12 protein-coding genes and 1 tRNA gene are annotated in these 16,244 nt (G+C 62.9%); 7 read left to right on the forward strand and 6 right to left on the reverse strand.

The window, feature by feature from the left end; genetic code table 11:
* Positions 1–2 precede the first annotated feature (2 nt).
* The 6 genes from G7Y52_RS05445 to G7Y52_RS05470 are packed head-to-tail and all read left to right on the forward strand — an operon-like array spanning position 3 to position 7,719.
* Complete coding sequence (locus G7Y52_RS05445; protein ID WP_165067240.1) at positions 3–1,058, forward strand: hypothetical protein; 1,056 nt, start codon at positions 3–5, stop codon at positions 1,056–1,058.
* Positions 1,059–1,061: 3 nt separating this feature from the next.
* On the forward strand, positions 1,062–4,943 hold the full coding sequence (locus tag G7Y52_RS05450) for a DUF2169 domain-containing protein (protein WP_165067394.1): 3,882 nt from the start codon (positions 1,062–1,064) through the stop codon (positions 4,941–4,943).
* The gene (locus tag G7Y52_RS05455; protein WP_165067397.1) at positions 4,940–6,022 is read left to right on the forward strand and encodes a pentapeptide repeat-containing protein; all 1,083 of its coding nucleotides are present in this window, start codon (positions 4,940–4,942) and stop codon (positions 6,020–6,022) included. The genes G7Y52_RS05450 and G7Y52_RS05455 overlap by 4 nt, the downstream gene beginning before the upstream one ends.
* Positions 6,019–6,654: a DUF3540 domain-containing protein gene (locus G7Y52_RS05460; RefSeq protein WP_165067400.1), complete on the forward strand. Its 636-nt coding sequence runs from the start codon at positions 6,019–6,021 to the stop codon at positions 6,652–6,654. Before G7Y52_RS05455 ends, G7Y52_RS05460 begins: the two co-directional genes overlap by 4 nt.
* Positions 6,655–6,664: 10 nt before the next feature.
* On the forward strand, positions 6,665–7,069 hold the full coding sequence (locus tag G7Y52_RS05465) for a DUF4150 domain-containing protein (protein WP_165067403.1): 405 nt from the start codon (positions 6,665–6,667) through the stop codon (positions 7,067–7,069).
* Positions 7,066–7,719: a hypothetical protein gene (locus G7Y52_RS05470; RefSeq protein ID WP_165067406.1), complete on the forward strand. Its 654-nt coding sequence runs from the start codon at positions 7,066–7,068 to the stop codon at positions 7,717–7,719. The genes G7Y52_RS05465 and G7Y52_RS05470 overlap by 4 nt, the downstream gene beginning before the upstream one ends.
* Positions 7,720–8,509: 790 nt before the next feature.
* On the opposite strand, the gene G7Y52_RS05475 is transcribed toward G7Y52_RS05470, so the two are convergent.
* The 4 genes from G7Y52_RS05475 to G7Y52_RS05490 all read right to left on the reverse strand — a co-directional run bounded on the left by G7Y52_RS05475 (position 8,510) and on the right by G7Y52_RS05490 (position 14,829).
* Entirely contained in the window at positions 8,510–10,702 is a 2,193-nt protein-coding gene (locus tag G7Y52_RS05475) for a glutamine synthetase III (RefSeq protein WP_165067409.1), read from the reverse strand.
* Positions 10,703–10,737: 35 nt separating this feature from the next.
* Positions 10,738–11,076 carry a P-II family nitrogen regulator gene (locus tag G7Y52_RS05480; protein ID WP_165067412.1) on the reverse strand — a complete coding sequence of 113 codons (339 nt, stop codon included), beginning with the start codon at positions 11,074–11,076 and terminating at the stop codon, positions 10,738–10,740.
* A gap of 43 nt (positions 11,077–11,119) precedes the next feature.
* Positions 11,120–12,328 carry an ammonium transporter gene (locus G7Y52_RS05485; RefSeq protein ID WP_165067415.1) on the reverse strand — a complete coding sequence of 403 codons (1,209 nt, stop codon included), beginning with the start codon at positions 12,326–12,328 and terminating at the stop codon, positions 11,120–11,122.
* 833 nt (positions 12,329–13,161) lie between these two features.
* Complete coding sequence (locus tag G7Y52_RS05490) at positions 13,162–14,829, reverse strand: sigma 54-interacting transcriptional regulator (protein ID WP_206215200.1); 1,668 nt, start codon at positions 14,827–14,829, stop codon at positions 13,162–13,164.
* 502 nt (positions 14,830–15,331) lie between these two features.
* Between G7Y52_RS05490 and G7Y52_RS05495 the strand changes: the two genes are divergently transcribed.
* Positions 15,332–15,408 (forward strand) — tRNA-Glu (locus G7Y52_RS05495).
* A gap of 30 nt (positions 15,409–15,438) precedes the next feature.
* Here G7Y52_RS05495 and G7Y52_RS14890 read toward each other — a convergent pair.
* Positions 15,439–15,663 (reverse strand): hypothetical protein, encoded by a 225-nt coding sequence (locus G7Y52_RS14890; RefSeq protein WP_206215201.1) that lies wholly within the window; start codon positions 15,661–15,663, stop codon positions 15,439–15,441.
* Between the two features lie 7 nt (positions 15,664–15,670).
* The gene (locus G7Y52_RS05500) at positions 15,671–16,210 is read right to left on the reverse strand and encodes an IS630 family transposase (protein ID WP_277424290.1); all 540 of its coding nucleotides are present in this window, start codon (positions 16,208–16,210) and stop codon (positions 15,671–15,673) included.
* Positions 16,211–16,244 lie beyond the last annotated feature (34 nt).

Consider the following 16,244-nt stretch of genomic DNA (forward strand, 5'->3'; position numbering starts at 1 on the left):
CCATGCCTTCCGATTTCGCAACGCCCGCCCGGCCTGCGGCTTTTTCTTCCCAAGCCGAACCTGACCAGGCTCACGCGCCGGATGCCGCGGACACTCCGGATCAAAATGCCTCGGATCAGGACGGGCAGAGTAACACAGATCCGGCTCAGGAAGATCCCAGGCCGGGTGAAACCGATGCTCCGGAAGACGGCGGCGCTCCGGTCGAGCCCCCGGTAGAACCGTCTCCAGTGGAGCCGCCGGTAGAACCGTCTCCAGTCGAGCCACCGGCAGAGCCGCCGGTAGAACCACCGGTTGAGCCGTCTCCAGTTGAGCCCCCGGTGGAGCCGTCTCCGGCAGAGCCGCCGCCCGTAGAACCGCCGCCGGTCGAACCGCCGCCGGTCGAGTCTCCTTCGTATGTGGACGAGCATACCACAAGAGGCCCCAACAGCATCGCCCTGGCCATGCCGGTTCTCAAACTCCAGGCTTCGGCCAGCAATGAGCTCATTGTGGGTGAAAGCACCAGCGTGGTCATAGGCAGCAAAATCGACATGGTCGCAGGAGCCAAATTCCTCTATACGGCCGCACCGGTGGAATTCAAGGTGAATTACGGCATCAGCATCATTTCCGACCGCAGCAGGCTGCTCAAGCGGGTCAGGAACGAAAATCAGACGATTAACGCGGTAACCTGCATAGGCCGGAAAAACAAAGTGTACAAAAGCCTCTGCCAGCGGATCGAAGTAGCGGATGAAGATATGAAGCACATAAAGAACAGCCTGCGAACCTGCGCCACGAAGGCAGAGGTGGAGGCGATGAACAACGAGATAACGGCAACCGTGGAGCGGCTTAACGAGCAGTGCACAACGGCTGTGGCGGAGCTCAACACCGTGGCTGCGCAGAGCACGAATCTCGCCGAAAAGAACGACACAACCGTGGGCGTGGCCAATACTCTGGCGGGGAGCATCCAAAGCACAAGCGCCGAGAGCACATGCACCGCGGCCGCCTGCACTCAATCCCATGTCAGCAGCAGCACGCTTACTGCGGAGAGCATCGTCAGCGCCGTCACAACCCTGCTGAACTGAGCCATGCATATCCTGAAAGACGCCGAGACCGGCCTGCTTTTCTCCTCCTTTGCCGTGGGCGGACGCTGGCAACTGCAAGCGGCCGTGCTGCTCTATTTTGCCCTGGACGCGCCGGACGTGCCGCTTTCCGAGCAGCGTCTCTGGCCGGAAATCATGGCGGTTCTCGGCAAGGACGCCGCCCTGGACCCGGGCTTTCCCAAGGCGCGCGGCGAAGTGCTGGCCGCCGGGGAGTGGCGCGCGCCCGGCGGCAGGCCCGCGCCCGGCGGCGCGGTTTCCATCCGGGTGGGGCCGGTGCGGCGCGAACTGGCGGTTTTCGGCGATCGCTTCTGGCGCGCCGGGGCCCCTTCTGAACCACGCCCGGCGGAACGCATGCCCCTGACCTGGGCCCAGGCCTTTGGCGGCGAAGGCTGCGCGGAAAATCCCCTGGGCAAAGGCGCGGCCAGGGCTGAGACGCCCTGGGGCGAAAACGCGCGCCCCCTGCCCAATGTGGAAGATCCGGCCACGGGCCTGATGCTTGCGCCGGACGCCCGGCCCGTTCCGGCCTGCTTTCTGCCCATTCCGCCGGACGCGCCCTCGCGCCTGGCCCTGGCAGGCACCTACGGCGCGGCCTGGCTGGCAGAGCACTGGCCCGGCTTTCCGGCAGACGTGGACGAAATGTTTTTCAACCTCGCCGCTCCGGCGCAACGTCTGCCCGCCGGCTATTTCACGGGCGGGGAAGAAGTGGAAATCCGCCACATGCACCCGGGCAAAGCCGTGCTGCAAAGCCGCCTGCCCCGCAAAAGGGTACGCGTTTTCGCCACGCGCCGTGAGGCGGGCGCAGCCCGGCTGCGGGAGGGCAGACCCTGTCTTGCCGCTGAGCCTTTTGCCGCACTGCCGGGCGATGTTTTCGAGGAGTGCGCCGCGCGCCTGGAAACCGTCTGGCTTTTCCCCGGCATTGAGCGCGGTCTGGTCCTCTACCGCGCGGTGCTGCCCACAGCCGACGACGAGCACAGCGACATCATCCGCCTTTTCCCGGTGGTGGAGGAAGCGGACGCCGCCCCCACAGACGCGGCGCACTGGTATGAGGAGCAGAAGCGTCGTCTGCGTCGTGTCCGGCCCGCCGCGCCCCAAATCCCCGACGCGGCCCTGGCAGCCGTGGAAAAGGCCAAAGCCGCGGTGCGCACCGCCGAGGAGGATGTGGCCCTGGCCGTGGACCGCGCCCTGGGCAGCGCGCCCGTTCTGCCCGCGCACGGCGCGGGCCGCATCGCCCGGGCCAGAAAGCAGGCCGCCGCGGCTCTGGAGCGCATTGAGGACGCCCGCCAGAGCATGCAGCGGATGCGCGGGCGTTTCGGGCACATGGTCAAAATCGACCCGCGCCAGATGGACGCCTTGCGCGACTCCGTCCTTTCCATGCTGGCCGGGCTGGACAGAGCCGAGGCTGACATGCGGGAAATGGACGCCCTGATAGCCGAGAGCGAGGCGCAGAGCGCCGCGGCCATGCACGACCTGCGCGAAAAATTCGCCGCGCTGCCCGCCGCCTCGCGCCAGGCTCTGGCAGAGGCGGGCCATACGGATATTCCCCAGGACGAGGCCCTGCCGCCCGAAGAACTCTGGAGCGAGGCCGCCCTGGCCCTGCTGGCGCAGCATCCGGCGGACGGGGACGAGACAGCGGCTCTCCTGGAGCGGGCGGGCCTGCGCCCGGCGGACATCGGCAAGGCCATGCCCGCGCTCTTGCCCTCGCCCTGCCGCCTGGAGCCCGCGCAGTGGGGACTGGAGGCCGACGCCCTGCCCGCCGATGCGCCACCCCTGCCCGCCGGACTGTTGCTGGGGCATTTTCAGGGCGCGCGTTGCGTGCGCCTGGCGGTGCGCCCCCTGCCCACGGCTGAAAACCCCTGCGCCGCCTTTCTGCCCTGCGTGGAAACCGTGTTCCCGGGCTCGCGCGAGGGCGCGCAACTGCTGGGCGGCACGCGGCCCAAGCCTGTGCTGCTGGCTCCGGACCCGCTGGCCGCCTGGCTTCTGTACGGCCAGGCCGGCGATCTGTGCGCAGTGCTGATCGCCACCTCGCCCGCCGCAAAACCGCCGGACGCGGTGCGCGAGGCCCTCGCAAACGCGCCCTGCGCGCTCTGGCCCGTGCCGCCGCTGCCCGTGGAAGAAGCGGAGGAGGGGCTGCCCCCTGTATCGTCCGCTTTCGACGAAAGCGCACATGCGGCCCGCGCCGCGCAACTGACCGCGCCCTGGACCGCCCTTGTGCCCGGTCTGGAAGCCCTTGCCTGGCCGGAAAAATACGCCGCGCCGCACCTGGGGGCGGCCCGCGCGCTGGGGCTCGACATCCGGGCCTGGCTGCGCGCTGAACTGGAAAAACGCGGCGTGGCCCTGCCCCCGGCTGAAAGCGAGGGAGGCCTGAGCCTGGGCAAAGACAAACACGGCAGACCCGCCTTCAGCCTGAAACTGCCCGTGCCGGACGCGGCGGGCATCGTGCGGCGGCAGTCGGACAGACTGCGCGCCGCGGCCGAGGCCGTGAGGAGCGACTTTGAAAAAAGCATGGCCCAAGGCGAACGTGAGGCCAACGCGCTGCTGGCGGCACGGGGCCTGCCGCCCCTGCCTTCCATGCCGGAAGCCGCAACCATGCCGGACGTGCCGCCGCCCGACCCGCAGGCCTTGAAGATTTTCGACGAAAAAAGCGAGCTGCTGCGCCGTCTGAACCGCCCGGCCGACGCCCAGGCCATGCAGGAACTCAAAGCAGACTGCATGGCCACCCTGGAAAAAGGCCGCGCCGCCCAGATCCAGGGCCGCGCCCAACTGGCCGAAGCCCGGGCCCTGTGGAGCAAAAGCCCGGCCCAACGCGCCCCGGCCTGGGTGAAGGATGTGCCCGGCGCCGAGGCTGTGCTCAATCCCCAGGCCATGACGCCAGATCTCGCCCTGGCGCGGCTGCGCGGGGGCGACACGCAGGGCCTGACGCTCAAAGGGCTGGATCTTTCCGGCTGCGACCTCAGCAACTGCGCCTTCCGGGACATGTTTCTTGAGGATGTGAATCTGAGCCGGGCCGACCTTACCGGGGCCGTGTTTGAAAAAGCCGCCCTCACCAGGGTCAACTGCCGCGAGGCCGCTCTGGACGGGGCAAGCCTCAAACTCTGCAACGTTGCGGAATGCGGCTTCACAGCCTCGCGCGCCCGGGGCATGCGCGCCGAGCTGGTCCAGTGGCGGGACTGCGTTTTTGAAGACGTGGACTGGCAAGACGCGGCCTTCAAACTGGGCGGCATGCAGGACTGCATGCTGCGCGGGCATTTCGCGGGTTTGAGCCTTGAATTGTTCACCATGACGCAAAGCGTGTTGCGCGAGGTGTTTTTCCGCGGCTGCCGTCTGCGCAAATGCGCTCTGATCAAGTCGGAAATCAGCAACTTCACTTTCGAGGACGGGGCTTTTCTGGAAACGGCCTTCACTTCCTGCACGGGCGACGGCCTGCGCTTTGTCCGCAGCGACTGCGAAAATCTGCGCGTGCTCCTGGACAGTGCGTTGACGGGCTTTGCCTGCCGCCAGTGCCGGCTGGACAGAGCCTCCTTCCGCCAGTCGCGGCTGCCCGCCGCGCATTTTGAAGCCTGCTCCCTGGCGGCGGCCTGCGTGGACCACTGCGAAATGCCGCGCGCCGTGCTGGCGGGCTGCACCGGGCCGGAGCTGCAAATCCGGCACAGCGATCTTGAGCAAGCCGATCTGCGCCGCGCCAGCCTGCCCGGCGCTTCCCTGCGCCGCACGCGCCTGGTGCGGGCGGACCTGCGCGAAGCCAATCTCTACGGCGCGGAACTCTATAAAACCGTCATGGGCGAAACCGCGCTGCAAGGGGCCAATCTCGCCCGCACCCTGCTGGACGGGGCCGAACATCTGCTCCGCAAAACGGAGATGAGCCGATGACCCGTCAGGACGTGCTGGACGCCATTGCCGGGGAACAGTTTCTGGAAGACCTTGATCTGTCGGGCATTGACCTTTCCGGCGCGGATCTTGCCGGCGGCTGGTTCGAGCGCGTGAACCTGCGCGGAGCCAATCTGGCCGGGGCGAACATCAGCCGGACGGCCTTCAGGGATTGCGACTGCACGGGAGCGGACTTTTCCGGCATCGTTCTGGAAGGGGTTTTCTTCAACTCCATGCGCCTGCCCGGCGGCAGGCTGCGGGACATGCGTCTGGAGCGGGTCTCGGTCGAGGACGGCGACTTCAGCGGCGCGGACTTCGGCGGGAGCAGCTTCCAGACCTGCTCGTTTCAGAACTGCGATTTCTCGCACGCGGATTTCGCGCAGGCCCGCTGCGTGCGCACCATGATACGGAAGTGCCGCTGCGCGGGCGCGGATTTCAGCCGCACGGATCTCAGCACCAGCTCCTTTCTGGAAACGGATCTGGCCCAGGCCCTGCTGCGGGGCGCGCGCCTGGAAAAAACCTGCCTCATTTCCTCTGCCTTGCCGGGATATGATTTTTCAGGCATGGAACTCAGCCACACGCAGTTCACCTTTTCCGATCTGCGCGGGGCCAGTTTCAGCCGCGCCGCGCTCACGGGCGTGAATTTCCTGAAGGCCAGGCTGGACGGCGCAGATTTCTCCCGCGCGCAAACGGCCCAATGCCTGTTCCGCGAGGCCGCCCTGCCCGGCGCGCTGCTGGCGGACGGCCGCTTTTTCGAGGCCATGTTCATGCAGGCGGATCTCAGCGGCGCCGACTGCCGCCGGGCCGACTTTTCCGATGCGATTCTGACCGGGACCGTACTGGACGGCGCGCGCGCCGACGAGGCCGTGTTTTTTCGCGCCGACCTTTCGCACGCCGACCTGCGGCGGGCCTGTTTTGTCCGCGCGGACTTCACGGCGGCCCGCATGCACCGCTGCCTGCTCCAGAGCGCGCTTCTTGACGGAGCAAAAACCGCCCTGGCGCACGGCGAGGATCGCGAACGCGCCCGCAGCGAAGACTGGCACCTGATCTTTCCCCCCTCTTTCACGGAGAAAAAGCCATGAATGCAACCGCCGTTGATCTCCATAGCCGCGCCGCCTCCCCCGGCGCGCCCACACTGGAAACGGGCTGCGTGCTGGAGGCCGGCCGCGCAAGCCTGATCCTGCTCGGTCGGGGCTGCCGCTGGCACGCGCAACCGGCCGCCTCCTGCCTGCTGGCTCCGCAAAAGGGCGACGAAGTGCTCTTTGCTCCTCTGCCCGACGGCCGGGCTTTTGTGCTGGCCGTGCTCACGCGCGGGGAAAGCGAGGCCGTCCTGCATTTTCCCCACGGCGCAACGCTGAACTCGCCGCTGCCTCTGCGGCTCAACAGCGCCACAGCCTTGCGCCTGACCGCGCCCGAGACCGATCTGGACGCCGCCCGGCTTGAGGTGCGCGCCGCCAAAGCCCAGGCCGTTCTGGGCGAGTGCGGCCTGCTGGCGCGCACGCTGCGCGCGGCGGGCCAGCGTCTGGAACAGACCTTTGAGCGCCTTACGGCCCGTCTGGGCTCGTCCGCCCGTCTGGTGCGCGGGCACGATGAAACCCAGGCCGCCAGCAGCCGCCTGGCGGTCAGCGGGCAGGCCGCCGTGCAGGCGGGCGGCATTGAGCAGACGGCCGCGGAAATCGTGCGCATTGACGCGCCGCAGGTCCATATTTCATAAGGAGTGCGCCATGTTCGCCCTGACGATGGGTACAGGCCAGACTATGGGCATGCCCGACACCTGCCTCACGCCCACGCCCGCGGGCCCGGTGCCCACGCCCTATCCCAATACCGGCATGAGCTCCATGTGCCCCTCGGCCGTAGCCACAGTGCTCATGGGCGGCACTCCTGCGGTCAATCAGATGGCCAGCATCGCCACGAGCTCCGGCGACGAGCCCGGCGCGGGCACCGGCGTGGTTTCACACATGATCAAAGGCCAGAATATGTGGATTTCCGGCAGCACCTCGCTCATTGTGGGCGGCACGCCGGTTATGCGCCTGACCAGCGCGGGCGGCTGCAACGCCATGGGCATGACGCCCAACGGCACGTCCACCTGCATTGCGCCCAGCCAGACCTTTGTGACGGTGCTGCGATGAAGGGCCGCCGCCTTCCCACAGGCGCTCTCCCGGCGCTGCTCCCGGCGCTGCTCCTGGCGTTGCTGCTGACCTTTGTTGCGCTCCCGGCCGGAACGGCGTCCTTCAGCAAGCTCAAGCCTCTTGAATACCAGGTGTTCGGCGTCACCCTGGAAACGCCGCCGCGCGAGATTCGACGAACCCTGAAGCGCAAGGGCTATCTGCTCACCAGAACCGAGAGGACAGGGGCGGATGCGTATCTGGTGGAGGCCTTTACCGCGGGCAAGCGTCACCGCCTGTTCACCCATGTCTATCTGGCCTCCTGCCCGGAAACCGGAGAAACCGTGGGCATTTACGCCAGCGGGGAAGACGGCGCGACCATCCTGGCCCGGGCCCGCGAACGCTACGGGATCAAAGGCACGGATCTCGCCGTTCCCCCTGCCGACGGCGGACCCGGCGGTTTTATGCGTCCGGAGCGGGCCTACCGCAAGGTCTACCCCAACGTGACCGTCTCCTATTACAAGATCAAAAATTTTGAGAGCTATACCCTGGCTTTTGAAAGCCCGGCGGCCATGCGGCGCTGCCGGAGCACTCGCGCCGGCGACGCTTTGGCTGAAGAGGCCCTGCGCCGCCATATTCAAAAGGAGTCCCGGCAAAAGGCGGTGGCGGATTAGAGCATTTTCTCTTTGAAAATGCTCTATTTTAAATGGTTCAACGAAAATTCTTTCCCCGGCAGAATTACGAGGCAGTGTCCCGAAAAAACAAGGTTTTTTCTGATAAGAGTGAACAGGCCCTAGAGCGGAAACCTCTTCAGCTTCCCGCTCTCGCGTTGCTCCTGCCTTGTCCGTTGCGGCGGAAAAGGCGTGAGAATTTCCTGTTGCGGCGTGCGGTTCCGCAACCGGCCGGGAGCCGAGGAACCCATCTTCCCCCCCGGGATGCGGCTCCCTCGGCTCCCAACAATGAAACGTACGCTCTTGTCTGCTAACCTCTACCTCTTTTGTTTACCGCATGTTATCATTGAGATGTTCTCACGCCGTACCCAGTGCGGCGCGTCGCATCCCTGCCATGCATGGCGTTGCGTCGCGGGCAAGGCCATGCGCCTTTTTTCGGCTGAGCGGGCCTTTGAAAAAGCCTGGCCCTGCAAAGACAATCAGCCTTGGAGCATTTTTTGATTGAAAATATCTAGAGCATTTTGCTTTTGAAATTATTCAATTTCAAAAGCGGCGCTGCCATCATTTCGCGTCCAGGCTTCAGCCGTTGCGACGAAGGAAGCTACGGATGAAGACAGCAACTGGTTACCGCGACAGCCAGCCAACGCAACCGCTGTCGCTATCCGTAAGCAAGCAAAGCTTGCTAACGGCTACCGCAACGCGGTCTGGACGCTCATTCGGCGCGGGCGTCCGCTCCCGCGGCCGCCAGAGCAATTTCAAAGTGAAATTGCTCTAGTTTCAATCAAAAAATGCTCTAATGCGCCCAAAGCAGTTCCGAATACTTGGGCAAGACCCACAGGCTGTCCTCCACCAGCCTTTCCAAAGTGTCCGCATGCGCGCGGCATTGGCTCATGGCGGCCAGAATGTCGTCGCGCGCCTGTCTGGCCTGCTCCAGGGCGTCCTGGCCCTGCCGGGTTTCTTCCACGGCCTTTTCCAGCCTGTGCACGCCGCTTTGCAGGGCCGTGATATGCGTTCGCAGAAGATTGAAGTACTCCTCCTCGCTGTTGGCGGCGTTTTTGCACAGAACCGCGCGGGTCTTGAGCACCGCGTCAGCGGCTTTGGCCTGGGCCTCCAGGCATTGCGGCAAGACCTGGGAGCGCAGCATATTGGCCATCAACTGCCCCTCAATGCACAGGGTCTTGGCGTAGTTTTCCAGCAGGATTTCCTGGCGGGCCAGAATTTCGCGCTCGCTCAGGATGCCGTGACGCAAAAAGACGTTCATGACGTCAGAATCGCTGTAATGCTCCAGGGCCGTCACCGTATTGTTGTAATTGGGCAAATTGCGTCTGGCCGCCTCCTCGGGCCAGGACTCGGCATAGCCGTTGCCGTTGAAGACCACGGGCATATGCTCCTTGAACAGCCGCGGCAGCAGTTCCTGAAGAGCCGCGTTCAACGTGCTTCCCGCTTTGAGCGCGGCTTCCAGTTCCGTAGCGATGTCGTCCAGGGCGCAGGCCACGGCCGCGTTGAGCGCAATGTTCACCGGCGCCACGGATTGCGAGGAGCCCACGGCCCGGAATTCAAATTTATTGCCGGTAAAGGCAAAGGGGCTGGTGCGATTGCGGTCCGAAAGATCCACGGGCAAGGGCGGCAGCGTGGAAACGCCCACCTCCATGACCGGATTTTTTTTGCTTTTGGAAGCCTTGCCGCTGATAATGCCTTCCAGCACTGCCGTGAGCTGCTCGCCCAAATAGACCGAAAGGATCGCGGGCGGTGCCTCGTTGGCCCCCAGGCGGTGATCGTTCCCCGCGCCCACCGTGCCCAGGCGCAGGGCCGTGCCGTGCTTGTGCACCGCGCGCAGCACCGCGGCCAGAAAGACCAGAAACTGCGCGTTGTCCTGCGGCGTAGTGCCCGGATTGAGCAGATTCCGGCCGTGGGAATCGCACATGGACCAGTTGTTGTGCTTGCCGCTGCCGTTGACCCCGGCAAAGGGCTTTTCGTGCAGCAGGCAGACAAAGCCGTGCCGGGCCGCCATGTGCCGCAGCATGTTCATGGTCAGCATATTGTGATCGCAGGCCATATTGGCTTGCTCATAGACCGGGGCAATTTCAAACTGGCCCGGCGCGACCTCGTTGTGCCGGGTTTTGGCCGGTATGCCCAGGGCCAGCAGCTCGTTTTCCACATCCTGCATGAAGCTCATGACCCTGGCGGGAATGGCCCCGAAATAGTGGTCCTCCATTTCCTGCCCCTTGGGCGAAGGCGCGCCCAGCAGGGTGCGACCGGCGAGCATAATGTCCGGGCGCAGCGCGGCAAGGTTTTTATCCACCAGAAAATACTCCTGCTCCGGCCCGACCATGGCCTGAACGTAAGTTGCCGAGGCATTGCCGAAAATGCGCAAGATGCGCAAGGCCTGGTCAGAGAGGGCTGCCGTGGAGCGCAGGAGCGGGATTTTGCGGTCCAGGGCCTCCCCGGAATAGGAATAAAAAAACGTGGGGATGTGCAGGGTCGCGCCGTAGGGCGCCGGGATAATGAATACGGGCACCGAGGGGTCCCAGGCCGTGTACCCGCGCGCCTCAAAGGTGGAGCGGATGCCCCCGGACGGGAAGGAGGAGGCGTCCGGCTCCCCGCTGATCAGCATTTTGCCGGAAAATTCGCTGATCACCTGGCCCTCGGCCGTGGGGGACAAAAAGGCGTCGTGCTTTTCGGCGGTCAGGCCGGTCATGGGGTGAAACCAGTGCGTATAATGCGTAGCGCCGCGCTCAATGGCCCAATCCTTCATGGCGTTGGCCACCACATCGGCAATTTCCGGATTGAGCCGCTCGCCGTTGCGTATCGTATTGGCCAGCTCCCGGTAGACATCTTTGGGCAGGCGCTTGCGCATCACACTCAGGCCGAACACGTTGCGACCGAACACGGAACCCGCCTCATGGGATTTTTCCTCCTGGCAGGAAGGCCGGAGCGGCGCCGCGTCAATGGCTTTGAAGATTGCCTGTTTGCGGGGGGAAGTCATACTCTTGTCTCCTTTTCTCGTCTGATTCTGGCGTGTTACACTGCCTGGTTGCCGCGCTCGCCCGTGCGGATGCGCACCGCGTCCAGCATTTCGCTGATGAAGATCTTGCCGTCGCCCACCCGGCCGGTGCGGGCCGTGGCGATCACAGCCTCCACCACTTTTTCCAGGGCTTCGTCATGCACTACCAGCTCCAGCTTGAGCTTGGGCAGGCAATCCACCTGCATGGTCGTGCCCCGGTAGACTTCAGTATGCCCGCGCTGGCGGCCGAAGCCCTTGATTTCCGTATAATTCAGGCCGTGGATCTCCAGCTCGGAGAGCGCCTTCTTGACCTTCTCGAACATGCCGGGCCTGATGATAATCTCCAGCTTTTTCATGACTCGCTCCTTGTTGCCGTATTCCGTGATTGCGCCCAGGGCGCTACAGCGTATAAGCGCGTTCGTTATGTTCGCTCAGATCCAGACCCGTGGATTCCGCTTCGGGCGTCACGCGCAGGCCGACAAGAGCATCCACGAAACTGAGCAGGACGCGGCTGACGACATAGACAAAAATCCATGTGCCCAGAACCGAGACGAACTGCACCCAAAGCTGATGCGGGTTGCCGTAAAACAGGCCGTCCACGTTGTTGATGGCGGCGCTGGCGAACAGGCCCGTGGCCAGCGCGCCCCAGGTGCCGCCCAGGCCGTGGATGCCCACTACGTCCAGGGCGTCATCATAGCCGAATCTGTTTTTGAGCAGCACGCCGCCGTAGCAGATCATGCCGCCCATGAAGCCGATCAGCATGGAAGGCAGCAGATCCACGAAACCCGCGCCCGGCGTGATGGCCACCAGACCGGCCAGGGCCCCGGAAACAGCCCCCAGGGTGGTGGGCTTGCCAACGCGCTTCCATTCCACGAGCATCCAGCCCAAAATGCCGCCGGCCGAGGCCAGATGCGTGGTCAGCAGAGCCTGACCGGCCAGCGGGCCCGCGGTCAGGGCGCTGCCTGCGTTAAAACCGAACCAGCCGAACCAGAGCAGGCCGCCGCCCAGCAGGGTCAACGGCAGGTTGTTGGGCGTACCGCCCTGCGGCCCGGCGGCCTGCCGCGGCCCGAGAGCCTGGGCGCAGGCCAGCGCAGCTGCGCCGGACGCCATGTGCACCACGGCCCCGCCCGCAAAGTCCACGGCGCCCATCCGGGCCATCCAGCCGCCGCCCCAGACCCAATGGGCCATGGGCGCGTAGACGAAAATCAACCAGAGCCCGGAAAAGAGCAGCATGGCCGAAAAACGGATGCGCTCCGCATACGCGCCCGAGATCAGGGCCACGGTGAGCACGGCGAACATGCACTGAAAGGCCATGAACACGGTATGCGGCAGTTGCGGCGCTGCCGGAGCGGCCACGCCCGCCACGCCACGCAGAAAGAGGTAGGAACAATTGCCGATCAGGCCGCCCACGTCCGGCCCGAAGGCCAGCGTATAGCCCACCACGGCCCAGAGCACGGTAGTCAGGCCCAAAGAGGCGTAACTGTGCATATGGGTGGAAAGCACATTGCGGGCGCGCACCAGGCCGCCGTAAAACAGGGCCAAAGCCGGGGTCATCAGCATGACCAGAGTGGCGCAGACGATCACAAAAGCAGTGTCCGAGGCATTCATGCCCATCTCCCTCATGGCCTGGGCGGCGTTGTGGATACTGCGCGGATCGCGGCAGGGCGCAAAAGCCTGCCGGAGCGTAGCAACAGCCGCCCGTACCGGTTGAAAAACCTTTCAGGCAATGGAGCCGGCGCCTTGGCCCCTGCCCGCGCGGTCTAGAGCATTTTTTGATTGAAAATATTCATTTTCAATCACTTCGCCGCCATCATTTCATGAGCAAAACGCTCTATGCCGCGTCCTCGTTTGCCGGGGGAGAGCATGAAGCGTACCAGGACGTGAAGCGTGGCGGGATTGGTGGGTAACACTGTAATTTTACAGGATATTTTTTCTACTCCTCCATGCCGTTCTCACGCGTGTGCCCTGCTTGGCAATAAAAAATCCACATTTCTGTAGAAAAATAAAAAAGCTCAGGCCCGCGCACAGCGCAGACCTGAGCAGATCCCAAAAATAGTATATAAAATGAAAAGGTTATCGTACTATCTTAAAATACACATTTTTGTAGATATTTTGCGCGGCTTTTTGGTCTGAACAGACAAAGAGAGGGCAATAAAACGCCTGGCGTCGCGCTGCCTGCGGTTGTGGCAACAGAAAAAAACGTCAGGAAAATCTACATTCAGGTAGATTTATCCCGTTCGAGCGGAGCGAGTTACGGGCGCGGTAGCTGTAGCCCGCAAGGGCGTACAGATAGCGACAGCAGCGCTATCGACAGCAGAGATGCGACCGGATGGCGGCCCGCAGGGCCGTGCCCGTTAGCCCAAAGGGCTTACGGGCATCGACAGCAGAGATGCGACCGGATGGCGGCCCGCAGGGCCCCTTCAGCGGGCGCTGTGCAGCGCTTATTGCCCGATGCTTTGAGGCGGGTTGGCGTTTTCAGGCGCGTCCCGATCTGCCATCCGCCCCTGGGCCGCCACAGCCGCGGCCCGGAAGTCTTTGTAGTCCAGCCCGTATTTCTTGAGGCGCAGGGCCATGATTCGCTCCGTAAGGCCGAGGCGCGCCGCGGCTTTGCCCATCCGGCCGCGGCTCCATTCCAGGGCTTCCACAATGCAGGCGCGTTCCAGCTCATCCAGGCGTTCCTGCAGCCCGCCGGAAATTCCGGGCAGCGCGCAGCAGGCGCTGCCGCCCTGCCTGCCGGCGCACTGGACGCTGTGCAGGCCCGGCGGCAAATGCTGGGGCAAAATCAGCCCTTCCCGCCCCACCAGAAGCACGGCCCGCTCCATGACGTTTTCCAGCTCGCGGATATTCCCGGGCCAGGCGTAACGTTGCAGCATATCCATGACGGCCAGGGAAAGACGCGCGTTTTTGCGGTTCCCGGCCTGCGCGTAGCGGCGGATAAAGTGATCGGCAAGCGGCAGAATATCTTCCGGACGCCGACGCAGAGGCGGCAGAAAAATGGGGAAGACATTCAGCCGGTAGAATAAATCCCGGCGAAAGCCGCCCTGCGCCACCATTTCTTCCAGGTTGCGGTTGGTGGCGGTGATGATCCGCACATCCACATGCCTTGTTTCCATGCCGCCCAGGCGTTCAAAGCTGCGCTCCTGCAAGACGCGCAACAGCTTGGCCTGGGTCATCAGCGACAGCTCGCCCACTTCATCCAAAAACAATGTGCCGCCGTCAGCCAACTCAAAGCGGCCCTTGCGCATGGCATTGGCCCCGGTAAACGCGCCGCGTTCGTGCCCGAAGAGCTCGCTTTCAATGAGGTTTTCCGGCAGGGCCGCGCAGTTCAGCGATATAAACGGCCTGGCCGCGCGCGGGCCGGACGCGTGGATGGCCCGGGCCGCCAATTCCTTGCCCGTGCCGGATTCCCCCTGCAAAAAAACCGTTGTGGCGGAAGAAGCCACCTGGGCAATCTGGGCATAGACCTTCTGCATGATTTCCGAGTTGCCCACAAAACCTTTGGGCCGCAAGGAGGGCCGCCCCTCTTCGCTCATTCTGCCCTGCGTTTCCAGAGCCGTATGCCCCAGAAGCGAGGCAATGATCAGGAGCAGGCGCACGTCGTCTTCCAGAGTGGCGGTGTCGGCCAGGAGGCGATCCACGGAAAGCGCGCCCACCACTTGACCATTGAGCCGGATGGGCACGCAGATGAAGGAAATATCCTCTTTGCTCAGATCGCGTGAGCGCGTGCGGTTCAGAAAAAGCGGCTCCCTGGAAACATGGGTGATGTACATGGGCCGCCCGCTCTCAATAACCCGGCCAGTAATGCCTTCGCCGCGCACATAATGGCCGCGGCGTCGCTCCGCCGGTTTGAGGCCGTAGGACGATTCAATGCGGATCTCGCCTGTCCGGGGGGAAACCAGAGTGATGGCCCCGCGCATCATGTGCAGATGTTCCGCGATCAGGGCCAGGGCTTTATCCAGGACGCTGGCCACGTCTGTGACCGCATTCATGACCTGGACCAGCTCCAGCAAAAGCGTAAGCTGGCTTTCGCAATGGCCGGGGGTGGGCATGGAGGGGAAAGCCGGGCTGCCTGCCCTGGTTGCGCGCAACGTGGATTTGATCCTGGGCATCTGCCGCCTATATCCCAATCGGCCGCGCCGCGCAATGCGCGGCGCAAGGCGCCGAAAGCGCGGGACTGCCCGCACATCCGGGAGTCTGAGCAGCGTTGGAGCGTTTGCCGGTCAGGCCGACAGCGGCGCACCCACACTGCGCCGAAAACAGGGCCAGGGCTGCCGCATACGATGCGGCAGCCCTGACGGCGATGCGGCAGCATCGCCCGAAGCCGCAGGCTTCGTGGGAGCGAAGTGCGCGCCGCCGAAGCAGCTCTTACCAGCGTTTATGATATAACAAATTATTGCACTTAGAGTATATTGCTTTTGAAACGCTCGCTCTAGAGCTTAACGGCACAAGTAAATTTCGCCTGCTCCTTAGCTGTTGGCATGGCTTCTCTCTGCCAGGTCGTTTAGCTAATTTCATTAGCGAAATACTCTACTATTCAGATGCGTCTGCCCTAAAACAGGGGATGAGCGCCTTGACACAATGCTTTTCTTCCCATACAAGGCTCCTTCGCTCGTCCCCATCGTCTAGCCGGCCCAGGACAACGGCCTTTCACGCCGTCGACAGGGGTTCAAATCCCCTTGGGGACGCCAAAGATTTCAGTGGGTTGCAACAGCCCTCGCTTACTGGAGTCTGCTGGTTACAGACTCCCGGTTACAAAATGCCTCATGAGTTCGCTCCTCATGGGGCATTTCCCTTCTCTGCCGCAGCTCGCTCCGCTGCAGTTCATCCTCTGCCACCAGGTGCGCCATCAGAGCGGCTCCGGCCTGACCGATATCGGTCTTGCTCAGGGATGCCTGAATGGCCTCTTGATCCGTATACAGCCCCATCTTGCGCAGGTAGAGCATTTTGCTTTTAACTTTTTACATAGCCACAGGATTTAAACCATCCTTCAGCGTCTTTTTGTGTGATACAACTTAATGCTTTTCCAATGGATTTGTACAGTTCATCACATGTTTTTGCTTTCATACCCCGAAGTAATTGTTTCACTTTGCTCCACATCTTTTCAATGGGATTTAAATCCGGGCTGTATTCTGGAAGGAAAATATACTTGCAGCCTTTTTCCCTTATCAAGTTTTGGGCTGTTTTTGATTTATGGACATTCAAATTATCCATTATAACAATATCGTTAGCTTTAAGCGTTGGAAGAAGGAATTTTTCAATATAGGCATTGTACATTTTTCCATCCAGTGCCCCATCAAAAACAACACTGCAAGTTTCTCCCGTTACCCGGATTGCTGAAAGTATGCTTATCCTTTCCCAACGTCCCTCTGACGCATGATCATGGCAACGTTGGCCATCTCTGGCTCTGCCGTATAATCTCGTCATATTGGTTTTGGCACCGGTTTCATCAATAAATATCAATCTATTACATGAAGCTTTTTGCTGGAACAGTTTCCATTCCTCACGTTTCCTTCTTACATCTTCG

It is taken from the genome of Desulfovibrio sp. ZJ200, assembly GCF_011039095.1.
Lineage (GTDB): Bacteria > Desulfobacterota > Desulfovibrionia > Desulfovibrionales > Desulfovibrionaceae > Desulfovibrio.

Excerpts from the sequence above, each read along its gene's own strand:
- G7Y52_RS05490 (WP_206215200.1), bottom strand. The coding sequence starts at position 14,829 with ATGCCCAGGATCAAATCCACGTTGCGCGCAACCAGGGCAGGCAGCCCG.
- G7Y52_RS05450 (WP_165067394.1), top strand. The coding sequence starts at position 1,062 with ATGCATATCCTGAAAGACGCCGAGACCGGCCTGCTTTTCTCCTCCTTT.
- G7Y52_RS05475 (WP_165067409.1), bottom strand. The coding sequence starts at position 10,702 with ATGACTTCCCCCCGCAAACAGGCAATCTTCAAAGCCATTGACGCGGCG.
- G7Y52_RS05465 (WP_165067403.1), top strand. The coding sequence starts at position 6,665 with ATGTTCGCCCTGACGATGGGTACAGGCCAGACTATGGGCATGCCCGAC.
- G7Y52_RS05480 (WP_165067412.1), bottom strand. The coding sequence starts at position 11,076 with ATGAAAAAGCTGGAGATTATCATCAGGCCCGGCATGTTCGAGAAGGTC.
- G7Y52_RS14890 (WP_206215201.1), bottom strand. The coding sequence starts at position 15,663 with ATGCTCTACCTGCGCAAGATGGGGCTGTATACGGATCAAGAGGCCATT.
- G7Y52_RS05455 (WP_165067397.1), top strand. The coding sequence starts at position 4,940 with ATGACCCGTCAGGACGTGCTGGACGCCATTGCCGGGGAACAGTTTCTG.
- G7Y52_RS05470 (WP_165067406.1), top strand. The coding sequence starts at position 7,066 with ATGAAGGGCCGCCGCCTTCCCACAGGCGCTCTCCCGGCGCTGCTCCCG.
- G7Y52_RS05445 (WP_165067240.1), top strand. The coding sequence starts at position 3 with ATGCCTTCCGATTTCGCAACGCCCGCCCGGCCTGCGGCTTTTTCTTCC.
- G7Y52_RS05485 (WP_165067415.1), bottom strand. The coding sequence starts at position 12,328 with ATGAATGCCTCGGACACTGCTTTTGTGATCGTCTGCGCCACTCTGGTC.
- G7Y52_RS05460 (WP_165067400.1), top strand. The coding sequence starts at position 6,019 with ATGAATGCAACCGCCGTTGATCTCCATAGCCGCGCCGCCTCCCCCGGC.